This is a genomic window from Chelatococcus reniformis (genome assembly GCF_014640075.1).
In the GTDB taxonomy this organism is placed as follows: Bacteria; Pseudomonadota; Alphaproteobacteria; order Rhizobiales; family Beijerinckiaceae; genus Camelimonas; species Camelimonas reniformis.
The window spans coordinates 41,736-65,690 of sequence record NZ_BMGG01000005.1; the positions used below are offsets into that span (position 1 = coordinate 41,736).

The window sequence follows — 23,955 nt, forward strand, 5'->3', positions numbered from 1 at the left end:
AGGACGAGATGAGCGCAAAGACCATCCGCATCGGCGGCGCGTCCGGCTTTTGGGGCGACACGGCCATCTCGACACCGCAGCTGCTGAAGGGCGGCGATCTCGACTATCTCGTCTTCGACTATCTGGCCGAGATCACCATGTCGATCATGGCTCGCGCTCGCGCCAAGGACCCGTCGGCCGGCTATGCCCACGACTTCGTCGGCGCCATCGCGCGTGAGCTGCGCACCTTGTCCGAGAAGAAGATCAAGGTCATCGCCAACGCCGGCGGCGTCAATCCGGTCGCCTGCGCACGGGCCCTCGAGGCCAAGATCGCCGAAGCGGGCTACGATCTGAAGGTCGGCGTCGTTGTCGGCGACGACCTGCTCGGACGGGCCGACGAGTTCAAGGCCACCAAGGAGATGTACTCCGGCCAGCCGATGCCGGCGAAGCTCTGGAGCATGAACGCCTATCTCGGCGGCCGGCCGATCGCCGCCGCCCTCGATGCGGGCGCCGACATCGTCATCACCGGCCGCTGCGTCGACAGCGCGGTGACGCTCGGCGCCGCCATCCACGCCTTCGGCTGGACCGAGAGGGACCTCGACCAGCTGGCGGGCGCCTCGCTCGCCGGCCACATCATCGAATGCGGCGCGCAAGCGACCGGCGGCCTGCATACGGACTGGGAGACGACAGGCGACTGGTCGAACATCGGCTATCCCGTGGCCGAGGTCGCCGCCGACGGCTCCTTCGTCGTCTCCAAGCCGGCGGGCACCGGCGGCCTGATCAGCTTCGCCACCGTCGCCGAGCAGATGCTCTACGAGATCGGCGACCCGCGCGCCTACCTGCTGCCGGACGTGACCTGCGACTTCACCCAAGTCCGCATCGAGGAGGTCGGGCCCGACCTGGTCAAGGTGTCCAACGCCAAGGGCCTGCCGGCGACCGACAGCTACAAGGTCTCCGCCACCTATCAGGACGGCTTCCGCGTCGGCATGTACATCACCATCGGCGGGCTGGACGCCGCGCGCAAGGCTGAGAAGGTCGCCGACTCGGTGATCCGCCGCTGCGAGGCGATCTACAAGTCGACGAACCTGCCGCCGTTTACCGAGACGAGCGTCGAGGTGATCGGCGCCGAAGCCTCCTACGGCCCGCACTCACGGGCCCGCGCTGCCCGCGAGGTGATCCTCAAGGTGGCGGCCAAGCACCCCGACGCCAAGGCGCTCGAGATCCTGGTGCGGGAGCTCACCTCGTCGGGCACCTCCATGTCCCCGGGCATCAGCGGCATGGGCGGCAACCGCCCCAAGGTGATGCCGGTGGTGCGGTTGTTCTCCTGCCTCGTCGACAAGCACGCGGTGCAGACCACCGTCGAAGTGGCGGGCAAGGCCGTCGCGGCGGCCGAGAGCGTGGCCGGCGGCTTCGATCCGGCCTCGCTCGGCGTGGACGCGGCCGGTGCCGCGGCCCAGGCGCCGGCCGGCGCCCCCGTGGTGCCGCTGATCGCGCTAGCCTGGGGGCGCAGCGGCGACAAGGGCGACAAGGCCAATATCGGCGTGATCGCCCGCAAGCCGGCCTACCTGCCGTATATCCGCGCCGCCCTGACGGCGAATGCGGTCGCCGCCTTCTTCGGGCATCATCTCAAGGGTGGGGTGGAGCGCTTCGAGCTCCCAGGCACGCATGCGCTGAATTTCCTGCTCCACGACGTGCTGGGCGGCGGCGGGATCGCCTCTCTGCGCAACGATCCGCAGGCCAAGGCCTTTGCGCAGATGCTCATGGACTATCCCGTGCCGGTGACGCCCGAGATCGCCGCAGCGGTCGCCGACGTGGCCGAGCGCTTTCCCGCCGCGGCGGCCTGACGAACGGAGCGCGACGACCCCGCCGGGTCATGGTCGGGCTTGACCCGACCATCCATCGGCTCAAGAAACGAGCCTCGGCGCGGGCGCGCCGTCGCTCTCCAAAGTTCGGGGACGGATGGCCGGTCGAGTCCGGCCATGATGCTCCGAGGACGCCAAGGGAAGGGGACACCGATGTTGACGCTCTATCATTGCATGAGCGCGCGCTCGTTCAGGCCGCTGTGGACCATGGAGGAGATGGGGCTCGGCTACGAGCTGAAGATGCTGCCGTTCCCGCCGCGCGTCTTCAAGAAGGACTATCTCGGCACCAACCCGCTCGGCACCATTCCGTACTTCGTCGATGGCGAGACGCGGATGACCGAGTCCTGCGCCATTCCGCTCTACCTGGTCAGCAAGTATGGGCCGACACCGCTCAACGTCGGCGTCGACGAGCCGGACTACGGCAAATTCCTCAATGCCCTGCTCTATGGCGAGGCGACGCTGACCTTTCCGCAGACCATCTACCTGCGCTACACGCTCCAGGAGCCGGACCGGGGTCTGGACGGTGCGGCGTCCGATTATGTCAAATGGTTTGGCGCGCGCTTGCGGGCGGCGACGGCCGTGGTCGCCGACAACGAGTATTATTGCTCCGACCGCTTCACCATCGCCGACATCTGCGTCGGCTACGCGCTGATGCTGGCGGAGCGCCTGCAGATCGACCATGTGTTCTCCGACCCGGTTCGCGCCTATTGGCAGCGGCTCACCCAGCGCGACGGCTACAAGCGAGCGCTCGCCTCGCAGGAGAAGGCGGCGGCCGAGCAAGGGCTGGTCGAGCCGCCGATGACGCGCGCGGCCGGCTGATTTCGCAGGCCGCTCATGCCCTCATGGGGGTGTTGAAAAACCGCTGGCCATACCCCATCAATCAATCTATCAGCCGTTTGATAGGCTCATGGAAGGATCAATCATGTCAGAGGCTTGGATCATCGACGCGGCGCGGACGCCGCGCGGCGTCGGCAAGTTCGGCAAGGGTGCGCTCTCGGATGTGCATCCCCAGCGCATCCTGTCGACCGTGCTCAAGGCGCTGGCCGAGCGCAACAATCTCAACACCGCCGAGATCGACGACGTGATCGCCGGCTGCGGCACCCAGTACGGCAAGCAGGGCTCGTGCATTGCCCGCATGGCCGCCCTCGACGCCGGCTTCGACAACAACGCCACCGGCTTCTCGCTCGATCGCTTCTGCGGCTCGGGCATGACCGCGGTGAACCTCGCCGCCATGGGCGTGATGTCCGGCGCCCAGGACCTCGTCATGGCGGGCGGCGTGGAGTCCATGTCGCATGGCTCGACGCTGCCGAAGGTCAACGATGGCGTGATCGACAGCCGCAACGAGCACCTGCGCTCGATCCACCCGCAGCCCCACCAGGGCGTTTGCGGCGACCTCATCGCCACGCTCGAGGGCTTCAGCCGCGAGGACGTGGACAAGCTCGCCTTGGAAAGCCAGAGGCGTGCCGCCCACGCCATCGCCAACGGCCATTTCAACAAGAGCCTGGTCACCGTCTACAAGGATGACGGCTCGGTCGCCCTCGACCGTGAGGAGTTCCCGCGGCCGCAGACCACCATGGAAGGGCTCTCGTCGCTGAAGCCGGCGTTCGAGGTCATGTACCAGGCGCCCCTGAACGAGGAGGGGCTGACCTACAAGCAGCTCGTCGAGAAGACCTATCCGGGCGTCAAGATCAATCACGTGCACCATGCCGGCAATTCATCGGGCGTCGTCGACGGCGCCGGCGGCGTGCTCATCGCCTCGCCGGAGTATGCACGCGCCCACGGCCTCAAGCCGCGCGCCCGCATTCGCGCCGTCGCCACCGCCGGCAACTCGCCGGAGCTGATGCTCAACGCGCCCGGGCCGGCGGCCAAGAAGGCACTGGCGAAGGCCGGCATGAGCCTCTCCGACATCGATCTCATCGAGATCAACGAGGCGTTCGCCGTCGTGCCGCTGAAGTTCATGCGCGACCTTCAGGTCGACCCGGAGAAGGTCAACGTCAACGGTGGTGCCATCGCCCTCGGCCACCCGATCGGCGCCACCGGCGCCATCATCATCGGCACGCTGCTCGACGAGCTGGAGCGCCGCAACCTGTCGACCGGTCTTGCCACGCTCTGCGCGGCGGGCGGCATGGCACCGGCCATCATCATCGAGCGCATCTGAGCGCCGCGACTAGCTTGGAGCGTGCGCCATCGGGTGGAACGACCCGGCCCGGCGAGGCGCGCCAGATTTAACGACCTGGAGCATTTAATCCGCTCAGCTGAGTCTATCTGATCGGAAAATGCTTCAGCCGGTCGTTCATAGCCCGTTTGGTCACGCCCGGCGCTTGCGCCGGGCGTTTCCGTCTTCGCCGCGGAGCACCGAGGCGCCTCCGAGAATTTTGCCGACGGACGGATCGAGGCTGGCGTTTTGAGCACGCCGTGCCGACATTTTCTGCCCAATTGAGCGGCTTGCGCCTTGTGCAGGCCGCTTTGACCGTCGAAGAGAGGACTACACACCCCTTCCAAGATGATGGACCGTCGCGCCACGCGCCGCAGCCGGTTCGGAGTCGGAGCGATTCATCGCCAGGAGCCCATGTCCCACAGCACGCCCCTGATCAGCATCCTTGTCGCCGGCCTCGGCGTCGCCTTCCTGTTCGGCGTGGTGGCGCAGCGGCTGCGCCTCTCGCCACTGGTCGGCTACCTGCTCGCGGGGGTGTTCATCGGCCCCTTCACGCCAGGGTTCGTTGCCGATCAGGGGCTGGCGCTGGAGCTGGCGGAGGTCGGCGTGATCCTGCTCATGTTCGGCGTCGGCTTGCATTTTTCGGTCAAGGACCTGCTCGCCGTCCGGGGCATCGCCATCCCGGGTGCCGTTGGCCAGATGGCGATCGCCACATTGCTCGGCATGGGCCTGGCCTGGGCCATGGGCTGGTCGATCGGCGCCGGTCTCGTCTTCGGGCTGGCGCTGTCGGTCGCCAGCACGGTCGTGCTGCTGCGGGCCCTGCAGGAGCGCCGCCTGGTCGAGACCGAGCGTGGGCGCATCGCCGTCGGCTGGCTCATCGTCGAGGACCTGGCGATGGTGCTGGCGCTAGTGTTGCTGCCGGCGGTATCGGGGATGCTCGGCGGCAAGGTCGTCGACCAGGGGGGGGGCCTCGTCGGCTCCTTCGGCCTGTCGTCGCTGTGGGTGATGCTGGCGCTCACCTGCGCCAAGGTGGTCGCCTTCGTCGTGGTGATGCTGGTGGTCGGGCGCCGGGTCATTCCGTGGGCGCTGCACTACGTGGCACACACCGGTTCGCGCGAACTGTTTCGCCTCGCGGTCCTGGCGATCGCGCTCGGCGTGGCGTTCGGCTCGGCCGAGCTGTTCGGCGTCTCGTTCGCCCTGGGCGCCTTCTTCGCCGGCATGGTCCTGGCCGAGTCGGAGCTGAGCCACCGCGCGGCGCAGGAGATCCTGCCGCTGCGCGACGCCTTCGCGGTGCTGTTCTTCGTCTCCGTCGGGATGCTGTTCGACCCGTCCGTGCTGTTGAGCGAGCCACTGGCGGCGCTGGCGACGTTCCTGATCATCATCGTGGGCAAATCGATTGCCGCGCTCGTGATGGTGCGCGCTTTCGGCTATCCGCTGCGCACCGCCTTCACCATCTCGGTGAGCCTCGCCCAGATCGGCGAATTCTCCTTCATCCTGGCGGTGCTCGGCATCAAGCTCGACCTTCTGCCGCCGATGGGGCGCGATTTCATCCTGGCGGGCGCGATGCTCTCGATCATTATCAACCCGGTGCTGTTTCAGCTCCTGGATCGGCTGGGACCATGGCTCGATTCGCTGGAGGCCAGCGGCACCGACGATCAGGCCGACGCCGCCGAGGAGATCACGCCGACGACGTTGACGGACCATGCGGTGCTGGTCGGCTTCGGCCGCGTCGGCAGCGGGGTCGCCCACACGCTGCGTCAGCAGCACCAGCCGCTGTTCGTCATCGAGGAGCGGCAGGAGGTCGTCGAGAAGCTGCGGGCGGACGGCATCGAGGCCATCACCGGCAACGCCATTCAGCCCGAGGTACTGGCGGCGGCCAATCTGCCCGCCGCGAAGTGGTTCATCAGCGCCATTCCCAATCCCTTCGAGAACGGCAACCTGATCGAGGCGGCGCGCGCGGCGAACCCGGATCTGGAGATCATCGCGCGCGCCCACTCCGACGAGGAGGTGGAGCACCTGACCCGGATGGGTGCCAGTTTCATCATCATGGGGGAGCGAGAGATCGCGCGCGGCATCAGCGATCACATCCTCGGCCGCATCGGCGCTAGCGCGCCACGCGCGCCCGACCCGGCCGCCGTTTAGAGCGTTTTCGAGCGAAGTGGACGCCGGTTCGCGTGAAGAAAACGCGATAAATCATTTCGACGATTCGAAGAAACGCGGCAATGCTTTCTAGGGCGTGACTCGTTGCGCGCCGAGCATCGGCGGCCGTGCCTGCGCGACAAGCGGCATGGCCGCTTCGTAGGCCGCGGCGAGCTGCAGGACCGTGAGGTCCGCGTGGTTGGGCCCGATGATCTGCACGCCGGTGGGCAGCCCATGCGACCCGAAGCCTGAGGGGATCGCCATTGCGGGCAGGCCGGTGATGGACCAGATGCTCGTCGATTCCATCCAGCGATGATAGGTGTCCATCGTCCGGCCACCGACCGTCGCCGGCCAATGCACCTCCTTGTCGAAGGGGAACACCTGGACGGTGGGGGCCAGCAGCACATCGTAGCGCGCAAACAGCGTGCTCAGGTGCGCGTACCAGCTCGAGCGCGCGACGCTCGCCTGATAGATGTCGAGGGCCGAGAGCCCCAGGGCGCCCTCGATCTCCCAGATCAGCTCCGGCTTCATCTGGGCGTGCTGGGCGGGGTCGCGGTAGGCGGCCAGCTTGCGCCCGCCCACCCACGTGTGACGCAGCTTGACCCAGGCGTCCCAGACCTTCTCCAGGGGATAGCGGATGTCGACTGCCTCGACGGTACAGCCGAGCGATTCAAACGCGCGTAGCGATGCCTGGCAAACGTCGAGGACGCCCGGCTCCATGGCGAGATAGCCACCGAAGTCGCCGAGCCAACCGATGCGCGTGCCCTTGACGTCTCGGGGGGCGGGGCGGGCAAAGTCGGCCGGATCCTCGCGAAGGGACAGCGGCGAGCGCGAATCATAGCCCGCTTGCACCGACAGCAGGAGCGCCACGTCGCGCACGCTGCGTCCCATCGGCCCCTCGTAGGCGAGCTGCGCGAAGAACACGTCCTCGCTCGGGCCGAACGGCACGCGGCCGAAGGAGGGGCGGAAGCCGAGCACGTTGTTGAAGGCGGCTGGATTGCGCAGGGAGCCCATCATGTCGCTGCCGTCGGCGGCCGGCAGCATGCGCAGCGCGAGCGCGACGGCCGCGCCGCCGCTCGACCCGCCCGAGGTCTTGCCCGGATCGTGGGCGTTGCCGGTGGTGCCGTAGACCGGATTGTAGGTCTGTGAGCCCAGACCGAATTCGGGGACGTTGGTCTTGCCGATGAAGATGGCGCCGGCAGCACGAAGCCGCGACACGGCCACGCCGTCCTCCTCCGGCACGAAGTCCTTGAACAGCGGCGAGCCGTAGGTCGTGCGGATCCCCCTGGTATGGGCGAGGTCCTTCACCGCCCAGGGCAGGCCGTGCAGCGGGCCCCGCACCCTGCCTGCGGCCAGGTCGGCATCAGCGCGACGCGCCTCGGCCATCAGGCGCTCGCGCGGCTCCAACGCGACGATGGCGTTGACCGCCGGATTGTAGCGGTCGATCTGGCCGAGATACGCCTCCATGACCTCGGCACAGGAGGCGGAGCGCTCGCGGATGGCCTGCGCGAGGGCGGTAGCATCGAGATCGACGAGGGAGGCGGGTAGCGTGGGCATGGCCCATTGTGGGCGGCGGCGTGGCCGCCCGTCTAGAGCATGATCCCAGAGAGTGGGCACCGGCTTTTGGATAAGATCATGCTCAAACAAAGACTTAGAGCGAGATGATGATTCAACGAAAAATCATCCCGCCCTAGATGGCCGGGATGGGAGCGGCTGCCGCGCTTCGACGCGCGGCGCGGGTTCAGTGAGACGCGATCGACAGCCCGCCGTCGATGACCAGGCTCGCGCCGGTGACGAAGGCACCGCTGGCAGCGCTGAGATAGAGCACCGCGTAGCCGATCTCCTCCGGCAGGCCGGTTCGCCCGAGCGGCGTGCCTGCGAGAAGGCTCTTGCGCGCGTCGTCGTCGAACACGGCCGACAGCTTGGTCTCGATCACGCCCGGCAGGATCGTGTTCACCCGGATGCCGGACGGCCCGTACTCGAGCGCGAAGGCGCGGCTCATGCCGATCATCGCCGTCTTCAGCGTCGAGTAGAGCGCCAGCATCTTGTCGGGGTGGAGCGCGGCGACCGAGGCGATGTTGACGATCGAGCCGCCGCCGCGCGCCTTCATCAGCTTGCTCGCCTCGAGCGAGAGATACCAGTTGCCGCGCAGATTGACCTCGACTGCCTTGGTGAACAGCGGCGGATCCGTGTCGTCGATGGTGCGCCACGGACTGAGCACCGCGTTGTTGACCAGGATGTCCAGTCCGCCGTGGGCGGCCCGGAGGTGGGCGGCCATGGCGGCGATGTCGTCCATGCGCCCGATGTGACAGGCGCGCGGCTCGGCGCTCAGGCCCTCGTCGCGGAAGGCGTGGGCGACGCGGGCACAATCGTCGGCCTTGCGGCTGCTGATGACGACGTGGGCGCCGGCGCGGGCCAGTGTCCGCGCGATGCCCTCGCCGATGCCCATGGTCGAGCCGGTGACCAGCGCGACCTTGCCGGTAAGGTCGAACGGGCCCGCTGGCCGGTATGCCGCGGCGCTCATCGCGGCCTCACGCCTCCCCGTAGCGCTTGAGCAGGGTACGCCCGAGCTGGGACAGGTGCACCTGGTCCGGCCCGTCGCCGATGCGCATGAAGCGGGCGTAGGTATAGGCCTCGGCCAGGAATGTATCCTGGGAGACGCCGGCGCCGCCGTGGACCTGGATGGCGCGGTCGATGACCGCTACGGCCATGCGCGGCACCACCACCTTGGCGGCCGCGATGAGGTCGCGAGCAGCCTTGTTGCCGTCCAGGTCCATCTTCGCGGCGGCGCGCAGGGTGAGCAGGCGTGCCTGCTCGATCTCGCACCACGAATTGGCGATGTCTTCGCGTACCGAGCCCTGTTCGCCCAGTGCCTTGCCGAACGCGACGCGGCTCTGCGCCCGGGAGCACATCAGCTCCAGCGCGCGCTGCGCGACGCCGATCAGCCGCATGCAGTGGTGAATGCGGCCCGGCCCCAGGCGCCCTTGCGCGATCTCGAAGCCACGGCCCTCACCGAGCAGGATGTTGGCGGCCGGCACGCGGACATTCTCGTACACGATTTCCGGATGGCCGACCGGTGCGTGGTCGTAGCCGAACACCCGCATGTCGCGAACGATGCGGACGCCGGGCGCGTCGCGCGGCACCAGGATCATCGACTGCTGCTGGTGCTTGTTGGGGTTGTCCGCGTCGCTCTTGCCCATGACGATGAGCAGCTTGCAGTCCTCGCTCATCGCTCCCGAGGTGAACCATTTGCGGCCGTTGACGACGTAGTGGTCGCCGTCGCGCAGGATGCTGCAGCGGATGTTGGTGGCGTCGCTGGAGGCAACCTCCGGCTCGGTCATGGAGAAGGCGGAGCGGATCTCTCCGGCGAGCAGCGGCTCGAGCCACTGCTTCTGCTGCTCGGGCGTGCCGTAGAGCGCCAGCACCTCCATGTTGCCCGTATCGGGCGCCGAGCAGTTGAAGATTTCCGACGCCCACGAGATGCGGCCCATGATCTCCGCGAGTGGCGCGTAGTCGAGGTTGGTGAGGCCGGCGCCGTGCTCGCCGGGCAGGAACAGGTTCCACAGCCCCTCCGCCCGGGCTTGCTTCTTCAGCTCCTCCAGGATCGGCGGGCGACGGTCGCGATGGCCGGCCTCGACCTGCTCGTCGTAGAGATGTTCGGCCGGATAGACGTGCCGCGCCATGAAGGCGGACAGCTGCGCTTCGAGCTCGCGGGCCCTGGTGCTGGGTTCCAGATTCATGATCAGGCTCTCCTCAACCCGCTGGGGTGTAGTTCTTGAACTGCTGGCGCAGGGTCAGCTTGTGCACCTTGCCCGTCCCCGTCATGGGGAAGGCATCGAGGAACTCGACCGCGTCGGGCAGCCACCATTTGGCGACCCGCGGCGCCATATGTGCCAGCAGGGTGGGGCCGTCGAGCGTCGCGCCCTGGCGGGGGACGACGAGGAGCAGGGGGCGCTCCTGCCACTTCTCGTGGGGTATGGCGATCACGGCGCATTGCAGCACGTCCGGGTGGCTGGCCGCCGCATCCTCCAGCTGGATCGAGCTGATCCACTCGCCGCCCGACTTGATGACGTCCTTGGAGCGGTCGGTCAGCGAGATGTAGCCGTCCGGATCGATAACGGCCATGTCGCCGGTCATGAGATAGCCGTCGCCATCCAGCGCCTGAATGCCCTTGTGGTAGGCGGAGGCGATCCAGGGCGCGCGCACGCGCAGATGTCCGACCGAGACGCCGTCGTGCGGCAGCGCCGTGCCGTCGTCGGTGACGATGCGCGCGTCGACGCCGAAGGCGACGCGGCCCGATTTCATGCGGTCGTCGATGCGCTGCTCGAAGGTTGGCTCGACCTTGCGCGGCTTGGGGGTCGGCATGGTGGCCATGAGCGCCTCGGTCATGCCCCAGGCCTGCACGTATTCGACGCCGTAGTCGCGGTCGAGCGTCTCGACCATGCTCCGGGGCGGCGCCGAGCCGCTGGAGAGCGACAGCCTCAGTGTCGAGAACTTGTTGCCGGTGCGCTTCAGCCAGTCGAGCAGGATCAGCCAGAAGCTCGGCACGCCGGCGGTGAGCGTCACCTTCTCGCCCTCGAACAGCTCGTAGAGCTTGTCCGGCTCGTAGTTGCGGCCGGGCAGGACGAGCTTGGAGCCGGTATAACAGGCTAGGAACGGCATGTTCCAGGCGTTGCCGTGGAACATCGGCGCCATCGGCATCATCACCTCGAGCTTGCCGCTGCGGTGCCCAGGCAGGAAGGTGAAGTTGGCTCCCAGCAGGGTCTGCAGCACCGCTGCACGATGGGAATAGACGACGCCCTTGGGATCGCCCGTGGTGCCGGAGGTGTAGCAGATGGTCGAGGCGGAATTCTCGTCGAGCACCGGCCAGCGGAAATTCTCGTCGGTCTCGCCGGCGATCAGCGTTTCGTAGCAGTGGACGTTGGCCAGTCTGGTCTCCGGCATGCGGTCGGCGGCGGCCATGACGACGATCGCCTCGACCGTCGTCAGCCGCGGCGCAATCTCCTCGATGATCGGCAAGGTCAGCTTGTCGACGAAGAGGATGCGATCTTCCGCATGATTGACGATGTAGACGATCTGGTCGGCGAACAGCCGCGGATTGACGGTGTGCAGGACGGCGCCGATGCCGGGCGCCGCATAGAACATCTCGAAATGACGATGGGTGTTCCAGGCGAGCGTGCCGACCACGGTGCCTTCGTCGGCCCCGAGCCGCTTGAGGGCCTTGGCCATGCGCTTGATGCGCTTTAGCGCGTCCGCATAGGTGTAGCGGTGGATGTCGCCCTCGATCTCGCGGGCGACGACCTCGACGTCGCCGTGGTACCTGCCCGCATACTCCACGAAGCCGGACAGCAGCAGCGGCATGTCCATCATCAGCCCGCGCATGGTCGTAGTCCTCCGGAGTGGCGGCCGGCGTTCAGGCGCCGGTCCGCTCGGTCTGTCGTTGAACGAAAGGGGGCGGCCATGGGCCGACCCCGGAGCGCTTCGCGATCGGGTGGATGCGCTCCATCGCTGAGGAGCGCTCTCACTTCAACCACTTGCGAACGTTTCTTCGGCGATCGGATGATCTCGTCCGATCGGAATGCGCCTAGGCCGTCAGTGGTTGGCGCGCTGGCCCGGCAGGATGCCCATGCCCTTGCAGATGATCGTCAGCATCACCTCGTCGGCGCCTCCGCCGATCGAGGTGAGCCGCGAGTCGCGGTACATGCGCGAGATCTCGCTCTCGGTCATGAAGCCCATGCCGCCCCAGTATTGCAGGCAGCTGTCGGTGACCTCGCGGGCAAGACGGCCGGCCGTCAGCTTGGCCATGGACGCGAGCTGCGTGACCTCCTGGCCCGCCACGTAGCCCGCAGCGGCGCGATAGACCAGCGAGCGCAGCGCCTCCACCTTGGTCTGCAGCTCGGCCATCTTGAAGTGGACGACCTGGTTATCGAGCACCGATTTGCCGAACGCGTGGCGGTTGGCCGTGTATTCGATGGTCATGGCGATCGCCCGCTCCATGCCGACGAGGTGACCGGCGGCGCCCCACAGCCGCTCGATCTGGAACTGCTCCATCTGGTAGGTGAAGCCCTTGCCTTCCTCGCCGATGCGATAACGCTGAGGCACACGCACGTCGTCGAAGTAGATCTGGGCCGTGTCGGAGGCCCGCATGCCCATCTTGTCGAGCTTGCGGGCGATCTGGACTCCCTTGGTCTTCATCGGCACGCAGATCAGGCTCTTGTTGCGGTGGACCTGGCCGTCGGACGTGTTGGCGAGCAGGCATATCCAGTCGGCCTGCGTGCCGTTGGTCGTCCACATCTTGCCGCCGTTGATGACGTAATCGTCGCCGTCCTTGCGGGCCGTGGTCTTGAGGGATGCGACGTCGGATCCCGCGCCCACCTCCGAGACGCCGAGGCACGCGACGTAGTCGCCGGCGATCGAGGGGGCGAGAAATTCGGTGCGGAGCTCGTCGGAGCCGTGCTTGGCGAGGGCGGGGGTCGCCATGTCGGTCTGCACGCCGACCGCCATGCCGATCGAGGCGCATTTGGTGGCGCCGAGGGCCTCGCAGAAGGCGAGCTCGTAGGTGTAGTCGAGCCCCAGGCCGCCGAAGCGCTCCGGCTTGTCGATGCCGAGCAGCCCCTGCTGGCCCATCTTCTTGAACAGCTCGTGGGCCGGGAAAATGCCGTCGCGCTCCCACTCCTCGGCGTGCGGGTCGACCTCCGTCTCGACGAACCTGGTCACGCTGCGCATCAGTTCTTGATGCTGCTCGGTATAGATCATCGCTTCCTCCGGTCGCGCCCGGTCCGGCCGCGGCGCGTTGTCCTTACGCATTCCATTCGGCGCGCCGCCAGCCGCAGGGACGGTTCCGGGCCAGCAACGCACGGCTCCCGATCGCCGGATCACACCGCCGGCCGGACTGCCTCGTCCGGCCAGGTGACCTTCCGGACCCAGCCGGAGCAGACTGGGCAGTACTGCTACGACACGTGGCGGTACTCGCTGGTACTGAAGCCCATTGTAGCGGCGGCTGCGCTGCGGAAAAGCTCTTTTTGGCCGCAGATGCGGGTCGGCCGGATCCCGTTCACCGCCCGCCTATCGGCAGATGTGGCGGCCCGGGCCGCGATTGCGCAAGTCGACGTGCAGATGCGTCGAATGGAAGGGGTCTGACCCCGGGCCGAGCACCGTGTCGAACAGGCCGCAGGCGCGACTGCGAATCTCGGCCTGGAAGGCGCCGTCCTCCGAGCGTGGCGACTTGAAGCCGACCTTGAACGTTGCGTGCGCATCGAACTCGAAGCCGGCCACGTCCATGGCGTTGCCGAAGGCGTGCTCGCTCAGCTTGGCGCCCGGCTGGTGGTTCATGGTGCGGCATTGGTAGGTCGGGCCGACGAGCACCTTGGTCGGCTGTGCGCCCAATCTCCCTCTGGCTGCCGGTCGCACGACCGTCGCCACCCATTCCTCCACCGCTTCCGCCAGGGCGCAGGTCATGACCGCGGGAACGCTGAGCGGGAGGTCGCCCGGCAGACGCGACAGCCGCACACCCAGCGGCAAGCCGCAGCCGCCGTTAGCGACAGGGGCGATCGGGTCGACCTCGGCCCCCTTGCGGCGCAGGCGGGCCACGCACTGGGCGACCTCCGCATCGCTGGGGATGACGCGCTGACGCTTGCCGCGGCGGCCAGACCCTGGCTCGGACGGCGCGGGTGCCGACTGCTCGTCCTGGCTCCCGGGAGGCGTTTGCCGGCCGAATGGCCACCACGACGGCAGCGCTGGCGCTGGCGCTGCTTTCGGCTGCGCGTCCAGCGGCGGGGCGGCCTGCGGCAGCGTTTCGGGCGGGGGCGGGGCCGTCGGCTCGCCCCGAAAGGCGGGCCGTGGTGGCGGCAGCGGCGCCCGGCCTGGCAGGTCGACCTCGTCCTCGGTCTCCACGGGTCCCCACGCTGGCACCAGCTTGCGGGAGGGCGCGGCAGCGGCGGGTCCGCCCGGCGACGGGTCCTGTGCAGGCGGCAGCTGCCCGCTCCGCTCCGGTGTGTTCGCCGCGCCCTCGGCTCCGTCGGGGCGCGGGGGAGGCAGCGGTCCTGTGCTCGGCAATCTGGACGGGGCGGCCAGCACCGCGCCGGCGCGATGCGATTCGGTGAGGGGGCTGAGCACGAGGACAGTGGCGAGAGCGGCGCAGGACAGGCGCCTCAGCGGCGACCCGGCCGGGCAGCGGGCCGTGCTGACGAACGTCATGAGCGGACGGCTTACACCAGCCGCCAGCCGCTGCACAGCCCAGGCCGCCCTTGGATTGGCCGCATCGGGTGCATAGCTTGCAGGCGGACGCGCCGGACGATCGCCCGGTCAACCGCAGGAGACGATCGACGATGAGTGTGGACATGCAGTCAAACGACCTGGTCCCGCACGGTTTCGGCTTCAGGCCGGAGGGGGACCGTCGCTTCATCTGCCGCTACCGCGACACGACGGTCGGAAAGGTGCAGGCGTTCTCGGCGCTGCAGCGGCTCAGCGGCAACATGGTTCGATCCGGCACCGCCGCGGCTTTGGATGCCTGGTGCCGCGAGCACGGGCTCGCCGCGGAGCCGACCCTGGCGCTGCGCCTCGTTCCCCAGGCGAGCGCGCCGTTCACGGACGACGTGCGCCAGAGCCTCGAGCTCGAAGACGAGGGGTCCGCCCGCTACCGCCGCGTCGAGATGAGTTGCGGCGACCTGCTTCTGGGCTGGGCCGAAACCTGGTATGTGCCCCGCCGCCTGACGCCGGCGGTCGGCGAGAGCCTGGCGGCCGACGTGCTGTTCGAGCAGGCGGCCGACCAGATGCGGCCCGTGCGCATCGGCGTGCAGAACACGCTGCTCTGGGCACCGTTGCGGGTCGGCGAGCAGATCGCGGCTCCAACGGCCGCTCCCCGCGAGCGCCATGGCTCCAAATCGCGGCCGCTGGTGGTTCCTTGGCGCGTGTTCGAGCATCGCACGCTGTTGCGCAACAAGGGCCTCCATCCGATGTCCTTGACGCTCGAGACCTTCACGCGGGAAGTGCTGGGCAGCGCCGTCGAGCCCGCGCCCAAGCCGCAGCTGGAGGCGCTGGCCGGGCCGGCGCCCCTGAAGGCCCTGGCGAAGCCCTGAAGCTCATGCCGTCGGATGGGCTTGGCCGCCCCGCGGCACGCGCAGAAGGTGGGCGCGCGCCGGCGGGCCGTGGTGGCCGAAGGAGAGTGTTATGGTCTGCTGGGTCCGCCGCACTGCATTGACCGCCCTCATCCTGGTCCTGTCGTCGGGGGCGAGGGCGGAGTCGCTCTCCGCTTTCCCGGACGACGATAGTGGTCGCGTGCGCGCGCTGGCGCTGATGCAGACGCTCAACGCCACGCTCCTGAGTGCCCGCAGCGCCACCCTGACCTTGGACAAGTGGTGCGCCGACCACCGCATCGCCCCGCAGGCCAAGATCGTGGCCCAACTGGTGCGCGGCGCGGATAAACCGATCACCGGAGAGCAGCGGCAGCGCCTGGAGATCGGGCCGGATGAGCCGGTGGCGTATCGCCGGGTGCAGCTCGCCTGCGGTAGCCACGTGCTGTCGGAAGCGGACAACTGGTACGTGCCGAGCCGGCTGACGCCCGAGATGAACCGGGTGCTGGAGACCACCGACACCCCGTTCGGCCGGGCCGTGCAGGCGCTCAACTTCGATCGCAAGACGGTGGGTGCCAAGCTGCTGTGGTCGCCGTTGCCGGATGGCTGGGAACTGGCCCGTCCGGTTGCTGCCCCGGTCGATTGTGCGCCGGCTGCGGCGCCCGCCCCGCTGCCCATTCCGCCGCGGCTCTTTGAGCATCGCGCCGTCCTCTACGACGGGGCGCGGCGCCCCTTCTCCGAGGTGGTCGAGACCTATACGAGCGAGGTGCTGGCCCTTCCCATCGACAACGCCGCACCGCGCTGAGCCGGGGTGCCAGGCGGCTCGGCCAGCGCTTCGGCCATGTGCCAGACGAGCGCGGCCGCTGGCCGCTGCTCGCCCTGCAGGCGGATGAGCGACAGGCGGGTGCGCAGATCGAGCCCTTCGACCGGCACGGCGACGGCCCCGCCGTCACCGCCCGGCAGGGCATCGAACCAGCCCAGCGTGACCACGGGCATGCCGACCAGGCGTCCGTAGCGCTCCACCGCGACGGCGTGGCCTTCGGGCGGCCGCACCACGTCGACGCCGGCTTCCGACAGTGTGCGCGTGATAGCGATGGACAGCGGCGCGCCCAGGGCCCGGTTGATGACGCCGATGCGCACGCCCCCGAGCGCAGCGAAGGGCAGCGTCTTGGCCGCGGCCCACGGATGTCCGGCCGGCACCTGGATGGCGAGCCGCCGCTCGGCCAGCACCAGCCGCTCGAAGCCCTCCGGCCAATCGGCGTCGGAGGCGGTGTCCACCTGAGCCGCCGCTGCATCGGAAGGTTCCACCAAGAGCGCCAGATCGGCCTCGCGGCGCGTCAGGTCGGCATAGTGGCGCGCGTGGCTCTTGTCGAAGATGCGCAGGCGGATGTCCGGATGCGCGACGATCAGTCGGTCGAGCAGCGCGCGACGCGCGGGGATGAGCTGGGTATAGAGCGGCGCGCCGATGCGCAGCTCGTTCTCGCGGATCTCGCGCGCGGCCTGATTGGCCCAGGCCGCCTCGGCCACCATGCGCCGGGCATTTGCCAGGAACAGCCGGCCCTCCGCGGTGAGCTCGACCCACCGGCTGGTGCGCAGGAACAGGGCGAAGCCGAGCCGCCGCTCGAGCTCGCGGATCTGGGCGGAAAGCGCCGGCTGCGAGACGTTGAGCTGGGCGGCCGCGCGCGTGAAGGAGCGCGCGTCGGCGACGGTGACGAAATAGCGGAAAGGGGTCGCATCCAGGTCCATGCTCGCGTCTCCGGGCCGCAATCTGCATTCATAACCAAGTTGGATTGTTGGAACGAGTAAATTGTATTGGACGGCAGAGGTGGCGTGCCCCGATCATAGGTGACTTGCATCAATCCGTATCGAGGGAGGAGACGCCATGGCTTGGGATTTCGAGACCGACCCGCAGTTCCAGAAGGAGCTCGACTGGATCGACCAGTTCGTGACGGAGGAGGTCGAGCCGCTCGACCATGTCCTCGGCTTCCCCTACGAGGTGCAGAACCCCCAGCGCAACGCGCTCGTCAAGCCACTCCAGGCCATCGTTAAGGAGCGCGGGCTGTGGGCCTGCCATCTCGGCCCGGAGCTCGGCGGCCAGGGCTACGGCCAGGTCAAGCTCGGGCTGATGAACGAGATCCTCGGCCGGTCCAAGTTCGGCCCGACCGTGTTCGGCTGTCAGGCGCCCGACTCGGGCAATTCCGAGATTCTCGCTCATTTCGGCACGCCGGCGCAGAAGGCCGAGTTTCTGAAGCCGCTGCTCAACAACGACATCGTGTCGTGCTTCGCCATGACGGAACCGCAGGGCGGCGCGGATCCCAAGGTCTTCCGCACCCGGGCGGAGCGCGCCGGCGACGAGTGGGTCATCAACGGCGAGAAGTGGTTCGCCTCACACTCTCACGTGGCGAGCTTCTACATCCTGATGGCGGTGACCGACCCGGAGGCGCCCGAGTACAACCGGCTGTCGGCCTTCATCATCCCGGCCGACACGCCCGGCATCGAGATGGTGCGCAACATGCCGGTGGGCTTCCACGGCACGCCATCGCACGCCTATCTGCGCCTCACCAATGTGCGCGTGCCCGCCGATCACCTGCTCGGCAAGCAGGGCGGCGGCTTCGTGGTGGCGCAGACCCGCCTGGGCGGCGGCCGCATCCACCACGCCATGCGCACCATCGGCCAGGTGAAGCGCTCGCTCGACCTGATGTGCGAGCGCGTCCTGAGCCGCCAGACGCAGGGCACGCTGCTCGCCGACAAGCAGATGGTGCAGGAGAAGATCGCCGACAGCTGGATCGAGATCGAGCAGTTCCGCCTGCTCGTGCTGCAGACGGCGTGGAAGATCGACAAGTACAAGAACTACATGATGGTCAGGAAGGACATCTCGGCCATCAAGGCGATCATGCCCAAGGTGTTCCACGATGTGGCGGCGCGCGCGCTGCACCTGCACGGCTCGCTCGGCGTGACGCCTGACATGCCGTTTGCCGAGCAGGTGATCGAGAGCTTCCACATGGGGCTCGCCGACGGCCCGACCGAGGTGCACAAGGTGACGGTCGCCCGTCAGCTGCTGCGCGAGTACCAGGGCACCGACGGCCTGTTCCCCACCGGCTACGTGCCCACGCTGCGCGAGGCGGCCATCGCCAAATACGCCGAGCGCCTCGAGCGCGAGGTCGAAGCGGCCGCCTGATCCGACGCGACGTCGCGGGACCGTCGCTCTCGGGCGACGGTCCCGCCATTCGAACTGAACGGAATGGGCGCCGCGCCGTTTCCTTTCCATGACGCGATGTCAGGAAGGAGAACGAGCGTGCTGAAGCCTGTCGAAATAACAGACGCCGAAGCGGACCGGCGTGGCGTCGCCCCCGGCTGGTGGGGAGCCGACGACAATGGCCGGCTCATCCTCGGGCCTTATCCCAGCCGCGAAGCGGCGCTCGTCGGCATTACCAACCATGGCGCCGGCGCCGAGACGCCCGCGGGGGCGTAGGCGAGGGCAGGTGGCCGGGCTTGGCAATCAGCGAATGGCCGCCGCAGTGCCCGTCAGTGCGACGGCGCCGACGCGACGGTGTCCTTGTCGTGCACGGCGAAGCGCTCGACCATGGTGGCGCTCGCCGCATTCAAGCCGATGACCTCGACCTCGCGGCCGTGCCGGCGGGCCTTCAGCACCACGCGATCCAGCGCGCCGACGGCCGAGATGTCCCAGAAGTGGGCCGCGCCGACGTCGATGACGATCGTCTCCACCGGCTCCAGCACGTCGATGGCATCGGCGAAGGTGCCGGCGGAGGCGAAGAACACCTGTCCCTCGACCCGGTAGGTCCGCACGCGGCCGTCGGACGATTGCGTCGAGGTGACCCGGCTGAGCCGGGACACCTTGCCGGCGAAGAACACGCCGGACAAAAGCACCCCCACGCCGACACCGATGGCCAGGTCCGAGGTCGCGACGACCGTCGCCACGGTGGCGAGCATGACCACCGACGAAGGCACGGGGTTGGTGCGCAGACGGACCAGCGAACGCCAGGAAAAGGTGTTGATCGACACCATGATCATCACGGCGGTCAGTGCTGCGACCGGGACGATGGCGAGCAGATCCTGCAAGGCGACCAGCAGCACCAGCAGGAAGCCGCCGGCCACCAGTGTGGACAGCCGGCCGCGCGCCCCGGAGGACACGTTGATGACCGATTGGCCGATCATGGCGCAGCCGCCCATGCCGCCGAACACGGCCGAGGCGATGTTGGCGATGCCCTGGCCCGTGCACTCCCGGTTCTTGTCACTGGGGGTATCGGTCATGTCGTCCACGATCTGGGCGGTCAGGAGCGATTCGAGAAGCCCGACCGCCGCCAGCGTGAGCGCGACCGGCAGCAGGATCCGCAGGGTCTCGAGCGTGAACGGCACGGACGGCAGGCCGAAGCTCGGCAAGGACGACGGCAACTCGCCCAGATGGGCGACCGTGCGCACATCCAGCCGGAACACGACGGTGATCACCGTCAGCACCGCGATCGCGACCAGCGGCGACGGGATGGCCCGCGTGAGTCGCGGAACCAGGTAGATGATGGCGAGGCCCAGCGCGATGAGCCCGTATGTGGCCGGCGGGACGCCGACGAGCTCGGGCAGCTGGGCCAGGAAGATCAGGATGGCGAGGGCATTGACGAAGCCGGTCATCACCGACTGCGAGACGAAACGCATCAGCCGGCCCAGCTTGAGAATACCGGCGATGATCTGGAAGACGCCCATCAGGATGGTCGCGGCGAACAGATACTGGACGCCGTGATCGCGGACGAGGTCGACCATGACCACGGCGGTGGCCGCCGTTGCGGCCGAGATCATCGCCGGCCGGCCGCCGGCGAAGGCGATCACCGTCGCGATCACCACCGAGGCGAACAGGCCCACCTTGGGGTCGACCCCGGCGATGACCGAGAAGCCGATCGCCTCGGGGATCAGCGCCAGGGCGACGACGATACCCGACAGGATGTCGCCGCGGATGTTGGAAAGCCAGTCACGGCGGAACGGCGACTGAGGAATCATCGAGAGGGTTGCCCGCAATGGACGGCCGTTGCCGCCGCAATCTCGTGGCGGGCGGGTCCGTCTGGTCTTTGCGTTGTCCGGCGGATCGGCGGCCGGAAGAGCCACCCGGGCTTTCACCGGGTCCGATCGAGTACCCCTACATAATGCAAGCTCGTATTGCGTTGCAACAAGGGGCCAGGAAGACGCGCCGGACCGCTTGTAGCTTCGCCTGAACCGGACAGGAACGAACGCCCGCGCGCGGGATTTCATACCGAAGGGCACGAGCGGAGTCGCAGCAGGTGAGGATCTCCCATTGGGGCGCGAGAAGGCGAAGCGCGGTTGGCGCACCGCGACGCTGGCTTGGCCGCATGCTGCGATCGCGCCCGGATGCACTGCCCGCGGCCCGCGCCTCCGCCGTCATGGTGGAAGGCGTCAATTGCTTCCGCGTTGTGTCTGCCCGGCGTGCCGCCGTGCTGGTGGATGGCTGTGCCTATTTTTCCGAGTTGGAAGCGGCCTTGCGGCGTGCACGGCATTCCGTCGTGATCGTCGGGTGGGACTTCGACGGACATGTGCGCCTGCGACCGCAGGCGACCGCCGGGGACCTTGGCGGGTTGATCCGCCGCCTGGTCGAGGCGCGGCCGGAGCTCGAGGTGCGGATCCTGGTCTGGAGCAGCGCCGTGGTGCATGCCCCGAGCTCGCCGGGGGAGTTGCTGCTGGGCGCCGCGTGGCAGGATCATCCACGCATCATTCTGCGGCTCGACGCGACTCACCCGTTCTACGCGTCGCATCATCAGAAGATCGTCTGCATCGACGGCGCTCTCGCTTTCGTCGGCGGCATGGATCTCACCGTTGACCGCTGGGACACGCCGGACCACAGAGCCCACGACCAGCGTCGTCGCCTTCCGAACGGAAAGCCGTATGGGCCGGTGCACGACGTGATGATCATGCTGGACGGCGAGACTGCCGAGGTCATCTGCGGGCTGGCCAACGACCGCTGGCAGGCGGCGACCGGCGAGCCGATCCCTGCACCGGCCCGAGGGGCGAAACCATGGCCGGAGCACCGGCCGGCGGATTTCCAGGACGTCACCGTGGGCCTTGCGCGCTCGGTCCCGTCATGGGGGGCGCGTCGCCGCATCACAGAGGCCCCGCGCCTTATTGCCGACGTGCTGAAAGCAGCCCGCCGCAGCCTTTACATCGAGGCACAGTATCTGACGGCTAAGCACGTCGCCGCGATTCTGGAGCGCCGCCTTGGCGAGCCCGACGGGCCGGAGGTGGTGATTGTCGTCAGCGACGTCACCCATTCCTGGCTGGAGCGGGTGATCATGATCGCCAATCGCAATCGCGTGCTCCGCCGTGTCGGCCGCGCGGACAGGTATGGACGGCTGCGCGTCTATCATCCCGTCGCCCCGGGCTCGGACGGAGAGTGCCCCATCCTCGTGCATTCCAAGCTGATCATTGCGGACGATCGGTTCCTGCGCATCGGTTCATCCAACCTCAACAACCGGTCGGTCGGCATCGACAGCGAATTCGAGGTGGTCATCGAGGCGCAGGACGATGCCCACCGAAAGGCCATTGCGGCGGTGCGCGACCGGCTGCTGGGCGAGCATCTCGGCGCTGGGCCCGGGCGCCTGGCAGGGCTCGTCGGCGAGTCGGGCTCTCTGATTGCCGCGATCGAGCGCCTCAACGGAGGCGCGCGCTGGCTCGAGCCCTCCCGGGCCATGCACAAGCCCGGTTCGACGCAGCCCATCTTCGGCTCGACGGTCCTTGATCCGGTGGAGCCTTTCTCCTGGTCGCGCCTGTGGGCCGCCGTCTGGCCTTGGCGTCGCGGTCAGCCCTGAGACATGGCGCGGTGTCGAATCTCGGTCGCCGACAGCAGGGCCAGGCCGAGCGCCAGCGGCAGCAGGAAATAGACGATGCGGAAGACGAGCAGGGGTCCGATGAGGTCCGCTCCGGGCAGGAGATGCTGGACCACCGTCTCCACCACGCCAAGCCCGCCCGGCACGTGCGTGATCAGCGTGGCGACATTGGCGGCCACATAGGTGGACGCGACGGCGGGATAGCCGATATCCGCCATCTGGCGCACCACCTGGTGCAGGCACGCCGCGACGCAGGCGAAATTCACCGTGCCGACGAGCACCTGCGCCAGTGCAAGTGGCACAGGGGGCCGGTGCAGGCGCCACACCTCCCGGCGCACGAGGCGCTCCGGTAAGGCCGCCAGCAGCACGTACCCCAGCGGGAGGGCCAGGACGAGCGTGGCGATGCCGACCACCTCGCCACGGGAGAACCCGAGCAGTTGTTCCGCCGCTGCCGGATCGGCCAAAAGCATGATGCCGGCGAGCGTGGACAGCCCAATCGCAACGGTCACGCCGCAGAAGAGTACCACCTGCGCCACCTCGCCGGCGTTCAGCCCCCAGCGCGCATAGAAGCGGTAGCGGATGGCGCCGGAGCTCAACCCGGCAAAGCCGACATTGTGACCGAGAGACAGGCTGGAAAACGAGGCGAGCGCTGCCTGGCGGTAGGGCAGTGGCTTGCCCGCCGCGCGCAGCGCGAAAAAATCAAAGAAGGTGAGGGTGAGATAACTCGCCGCGGCAAACAGGCCGGCCATGACGAGGCTGCCAAGCGAGACGGCGGACACCGCGCTCGAGAGTTCGGCGATGCTGTAGCGGCTGAGCGTGCGATAGAGGAGACCGAGCCCCAGCAGGACAGCCCCTGCGAAGGCGAGGAGGCGGAACGGGCGCCCGGTGACGATCACCTTCAGGCGCGACCAGGGCGAACGGGCCCCGTGACCCGCCCCTTCCGCGGCGCCGGTCCCGGCGATCATACCTTGGCCTCGCGGGCCGGCAGCGGCCCGGGCCCGGTCACCGGCGTCCCACGGGACACCGTGGCGGGGATGAGCAGATCGGCGCACAAGGGCAAGTGGTCCGAGGCGACGCGTGCCTTGCCCTCCCTCACGACGTGCACGCCAGCCACCTCGACGCCCCCGCCGACGAAAATGTGGTCGATGCGCAGCACGGGCCAGCGGCTCGGGAACGTCGGTTTCGGCCGCCTTCTTTCGGCCGTTTGCGCGTCCTGAAGCCGGCGCGCCATGAGGCGGTAGGCGTTGGAGGAGGGGGGCGCGTTGAAATCGCCCAGCACGATGGCCGGGCCTTGGCCATCTTCACGGCCGAGCCATTCCGGGCCGAGGAGCGCGGTCGCCTGGCGCACGCGTTCCCCGGGCCGCAATCCGAAATGGGTATTGACGACCTGCACGGGCCTGCCGTCAAACGTGATCTCGGCCCAGAGGGCGCCGCGAGGCTCCTCCCAGAGGGCCCGGCGCGAGCCCGGCAACGGGCCGGCCTTCACCAGCCGCATGGGCAGGTGCGTGAGGATGGCATCGCCGTAGAGCTCCTCCACCACCCGCATGGCCGGGTGGAAGTGGTGCGACATGCGTAGCGCGCTCGCCAAGGCGAGCGCCTGGTCCAGGCCGCCGCTCCTCATCCGGTTGACGTCCAGCTCCTGTAAGGCCACCACGTCTGCCTTCGCCGACGCGATGACGGAGACGATCCGCTCCGGGGCGTAGCGGCCGTCGACGCCGAGGCAACGCCGCACGTTGTACGTCAGCACGCGCAGACGGCGTGGCGAGTGGGGCGCGTGAGGCTTTGAATGCTCTTCCATGGACTGCACAACGCCGCCCCTGGGCGCTCGGATCCTCAACGCGTCGGGGCCGAGGCTGGGCGGACCGGCAATCTTTGAAGGTCCCCGTGAGCTTTTGCCGATGGGCGCC

General features: G+C 68.3%; 19 protein-coding genes and 1 other annotated feature. Of the genes, 9 read left to right on the plus strand and 10 right to left on the minus strand.

Annotated elements, in window-relative coordinates; all coding sequences use genetic code 11:
- Positions 1-8 precede the first annotated feature (8 nt).
- The 4 genes from IEW34_RS13995 (at position 9) to ybaL (ending at position 6,138) form a co-directional block, all read left to right on the plus strand.
- Complete coding sequence (locus IEW34_RS13995) at positions 9-1,823, plus strand: acyclic terpene utilization AtuA family protein (protein WP_188609836.1); 1,815 nt, start codon at positions 9-11, stop codon at positions 1,821-1,823.
- A gap of 171 nt (positions 1,824-1,994) precedes the next feature.
- Positions 1,995-2,660, plus strand: coding sequence for a glutathione S-transferase family protein (locus tag IEW34_RS14000; RefSeq protein WP_188609837.1), 666 nt, complete (start codon positions 1,995-1,997; stop codon positions 2,658-2,660).
- A 103-nt stretch (positions 2,661-2,763) separates the two neighbouring features.
- Entirely contained in the window at positions 2,764-3,999 is a 1,236-nt protein-coding gene (locus tag IEW34_RS14005; RefSeq protein WP_188609838.1) for an acetyl-CoA C-acetyltransferase, read from the plus strand.
- Positions 4,000-4,410: 411 nt separating this feature from the next.
- Complete coding sequence (gene ybaL, locus IEW34_RS14010; RefSeq protein WP_188609839.1) at positions 4,411-6,138, plus strand: YbaL family putative K(+) efflux transporter; 1,728 nt, start codon at positions 4,411-4,413, stop codon at positions 6,136-6,138.
- A gap of 87 nt (positions 6,139-6,225) precedes the next feature.
- Here ybaL and IEW34_RS14015 read toward each other — a convergent pair whose 3' ends face one another.
- From IEW34_RS14015 to IEW34_RS14040, 6 genes are all read right to left on the minus strand, one after another.
- A complete protein-coding gene (locus IEW34_RS14015; protein WP_188609840.1) occupies positions 6,226-7,692 on the minus strand; it encodes an amidase in 1,467 nt (488 codons plus the stop codon).
- Between the two features lie 184 nt (positions 7,693-7,876).
- Entirely contained in the window at positions 7,877-8,659 is a 783-nt protein-coding gene (locus tag IEW34_RS14020; protein WP_188609841.1) for a glucose 1-dehydrogenase, read from the minus strand.
- Positions 8,660-8,666: 7 nt separating this feature from the next.
- Complete coding sequence (locus IEW34_RS14025; protein WP_188609842.1) at positions 8,667-9,875, minus strand: acyl-CoA dehydrogenase family protein; 1,209 nt, start codon at positions 9,873-9,875, stop codon at positions 8,667-8,669.
- 13 nt (positions 9,876-9,888) lie between these two features.
- Positions 9,889-11,517 (minus strand): long-chain fatty acid--CoA ligase, encoded by a 1,629-nt coding sequence (locus tag IEW34_RS14030; RefSeq protein WP_188609843.1) that lies wholly within the window; start codon positions 11,515-11,517, stop codon positions 9,889-9,891.
- 210 nt (positions 11,518-11,727) lie between these two features.
- On the minus strand, positions 11,728-12,891 hold the full coding sequence (locus IEW34_RS14035) for an acyl-CoA dehydrogenase family protein (protein WP_188609844.1): 1,164 nt from the start codon (positions 12,889-12,891) through the stop codon (positions 11,728-11,730).
- A gap of 309 nt (positions 12,892-13,200) precedes the next feature.
- On the minus strand, positions 13,201-14,331 hold the full coding sequence (locus IEW34_RS14040; protein WP_188609845.1) for an extensin-like domain-containing protein: 1,131 nt from the start codon (positions 14,329-14,331) through the stop codon (positions 13,201-13,203).
- 143 nt (positions 14,332-14,474) lie between these two features.
- On the opposite strand from IEW34_RS14040, the gene IEW34_RS14045 reads away from it, so the two are divergent.
- Together IEW34_RS14045 and IEW34_RS14050 are read left to right on the plus strand one after the other, a co-directional pair.
- Complete coding sequence (locus IEW34_RS14045) at positions 14,475-15,212, plus strand: hypothetical protein (protein ID WP_210324504.1); 738 nt, start codon at positions 14,475-14,477, stop codon at positions 15,210-15,212.
- Between the two features lie 91 nt (positions 15,213-15,303).
- On the plus strand, positions 15,304-16,011 hold the full coding sequence (locus IEW34_RS14050) for a hypothetical protein (protein WP_188609847.1): 708 nt from the start codon (positions 15,304-15,306) through the stop codon (positions 16,009-16,011).
- Here IEW34_RS14050 and IEW34_RS14055 read toward each other — a convergent pair.
- A complete protein-coding gene (locus IEW34_RS14055) occupies positions 15,960-16,952 on the minus strand; it encodes a LysR family transcriptional regulator (protein WP_188609848.1) in 993 nt (330 codons plus the stop codon). The genes IEW34_RS14050 and IEW34_RS14055 overlap by 52 nt on opposite strands.
- A gap of 136 nt (positions 16,953-17,088) precedes the next feature.
- Between IEW34_RS14055 and IEW34_RS14060 the strand changes: the two genes are divergently transcribed.
- Positions 17,089-18,384 (plus strand): acyl-CoA dehydrogenase family protein, encoded by a 1,296-nt coding sequence (locus tag IEW34_RS14060; protein ID WP_188609849.1) that lies wholly within the window; start codon positions 17,089-17,091, stop codon positions 18,382-18,384.
- 117 nt (positions 18,385-18,501) lie between these two features.
- The gene (locus IEW34_RS14065; protein ID WP_188609850.1) at positions 18,502-18,678 is read left to right on the plus strand and encodes a hypothetical protein; all 177 of its coding nucleotides are present in this window, start codon (positions 18,502-18,504) and stop codon (positions 18,676-18,678) included.
- Between the two features lie 53 nt (positions 18,679-18,731).
- Here the strand turns inward: IEW34_RS14065 and IEW34_RS14070 are convergent, their stop codons facing one another.
- The gene (locus IEW34_RS14070) at positions 18,732-20,213 is read right to left on the minus strand and encodes a SulP family inorganic anion transporter (protein ID WP_188609851.1); all 1,482 of its coding nucleotides are present in this window, start codon (positions 20,211-20,213) and stop codon (positions 18,732-18,734) included.
- Between the two features lie 71 nt (positions 20,214-20,284).
- Positions 20,285-20,340, minus strand: a sequence feature (sul1 is cis-regulatory element that is thought to sense ions involved in sulfur or methionine metabolism; They are found in Alphaproteobacteria).
- A 220-nt stretch (positions 20,341-20,560) separates the two neighbouring features.
- Between IEW34_RS14070 and IEW34_RS14075 the strand changes: the two genes are divergently transcribed.
- On the plus strand, positions 20,561-22,030 hold the full coding sequence (locus IEW34_RS14075; RefSeq protein WP_188609852.1) for a phospholipase D-like domain-containing protein: 1,470 nt from the start codon (positions 20,561-20,563) through the stop codon (positions 22,028-22,030).
- On the opposite strand, the gene IEW34_RS14080 is transcribed toward IEW34_RS14075, so the two are convergent.
- The gene (locus tag IEW34_RS14080; protein WP_188609853.1) at positions 22,021-23,013 is read right to left on the minus strand and encodes a putative bifunctional lysylphosphatidylglycerol flippase/synthetase; all 993 of its coding nucleotides are present in this window, start codon (positions 23,011-23,013) and stop codon (positions 22,021-22,023) included. The two genes, IEW34_RS14075 and IEW34_RS14080, sit on opposite strands and share 10 nt — an antisense overlap.
- Positions 23,010-23,846, minus strand: a complete 837-nt coding sequence (locus tag IEW34_RS14085) for an endonuclease/exonuclease/phosphatase family protein (RefSeq protein WP_188609854.1) — start codon at positions 23,844-23,846, stop codon at positions 23,010-23,012. Before IEW34_RS14085 ends, IEW34_RS14080 begins: the two co-directional genes overlap by 4 nt.
- Positions 23,847-23,955: the final 109 nt, after the last annotated feature.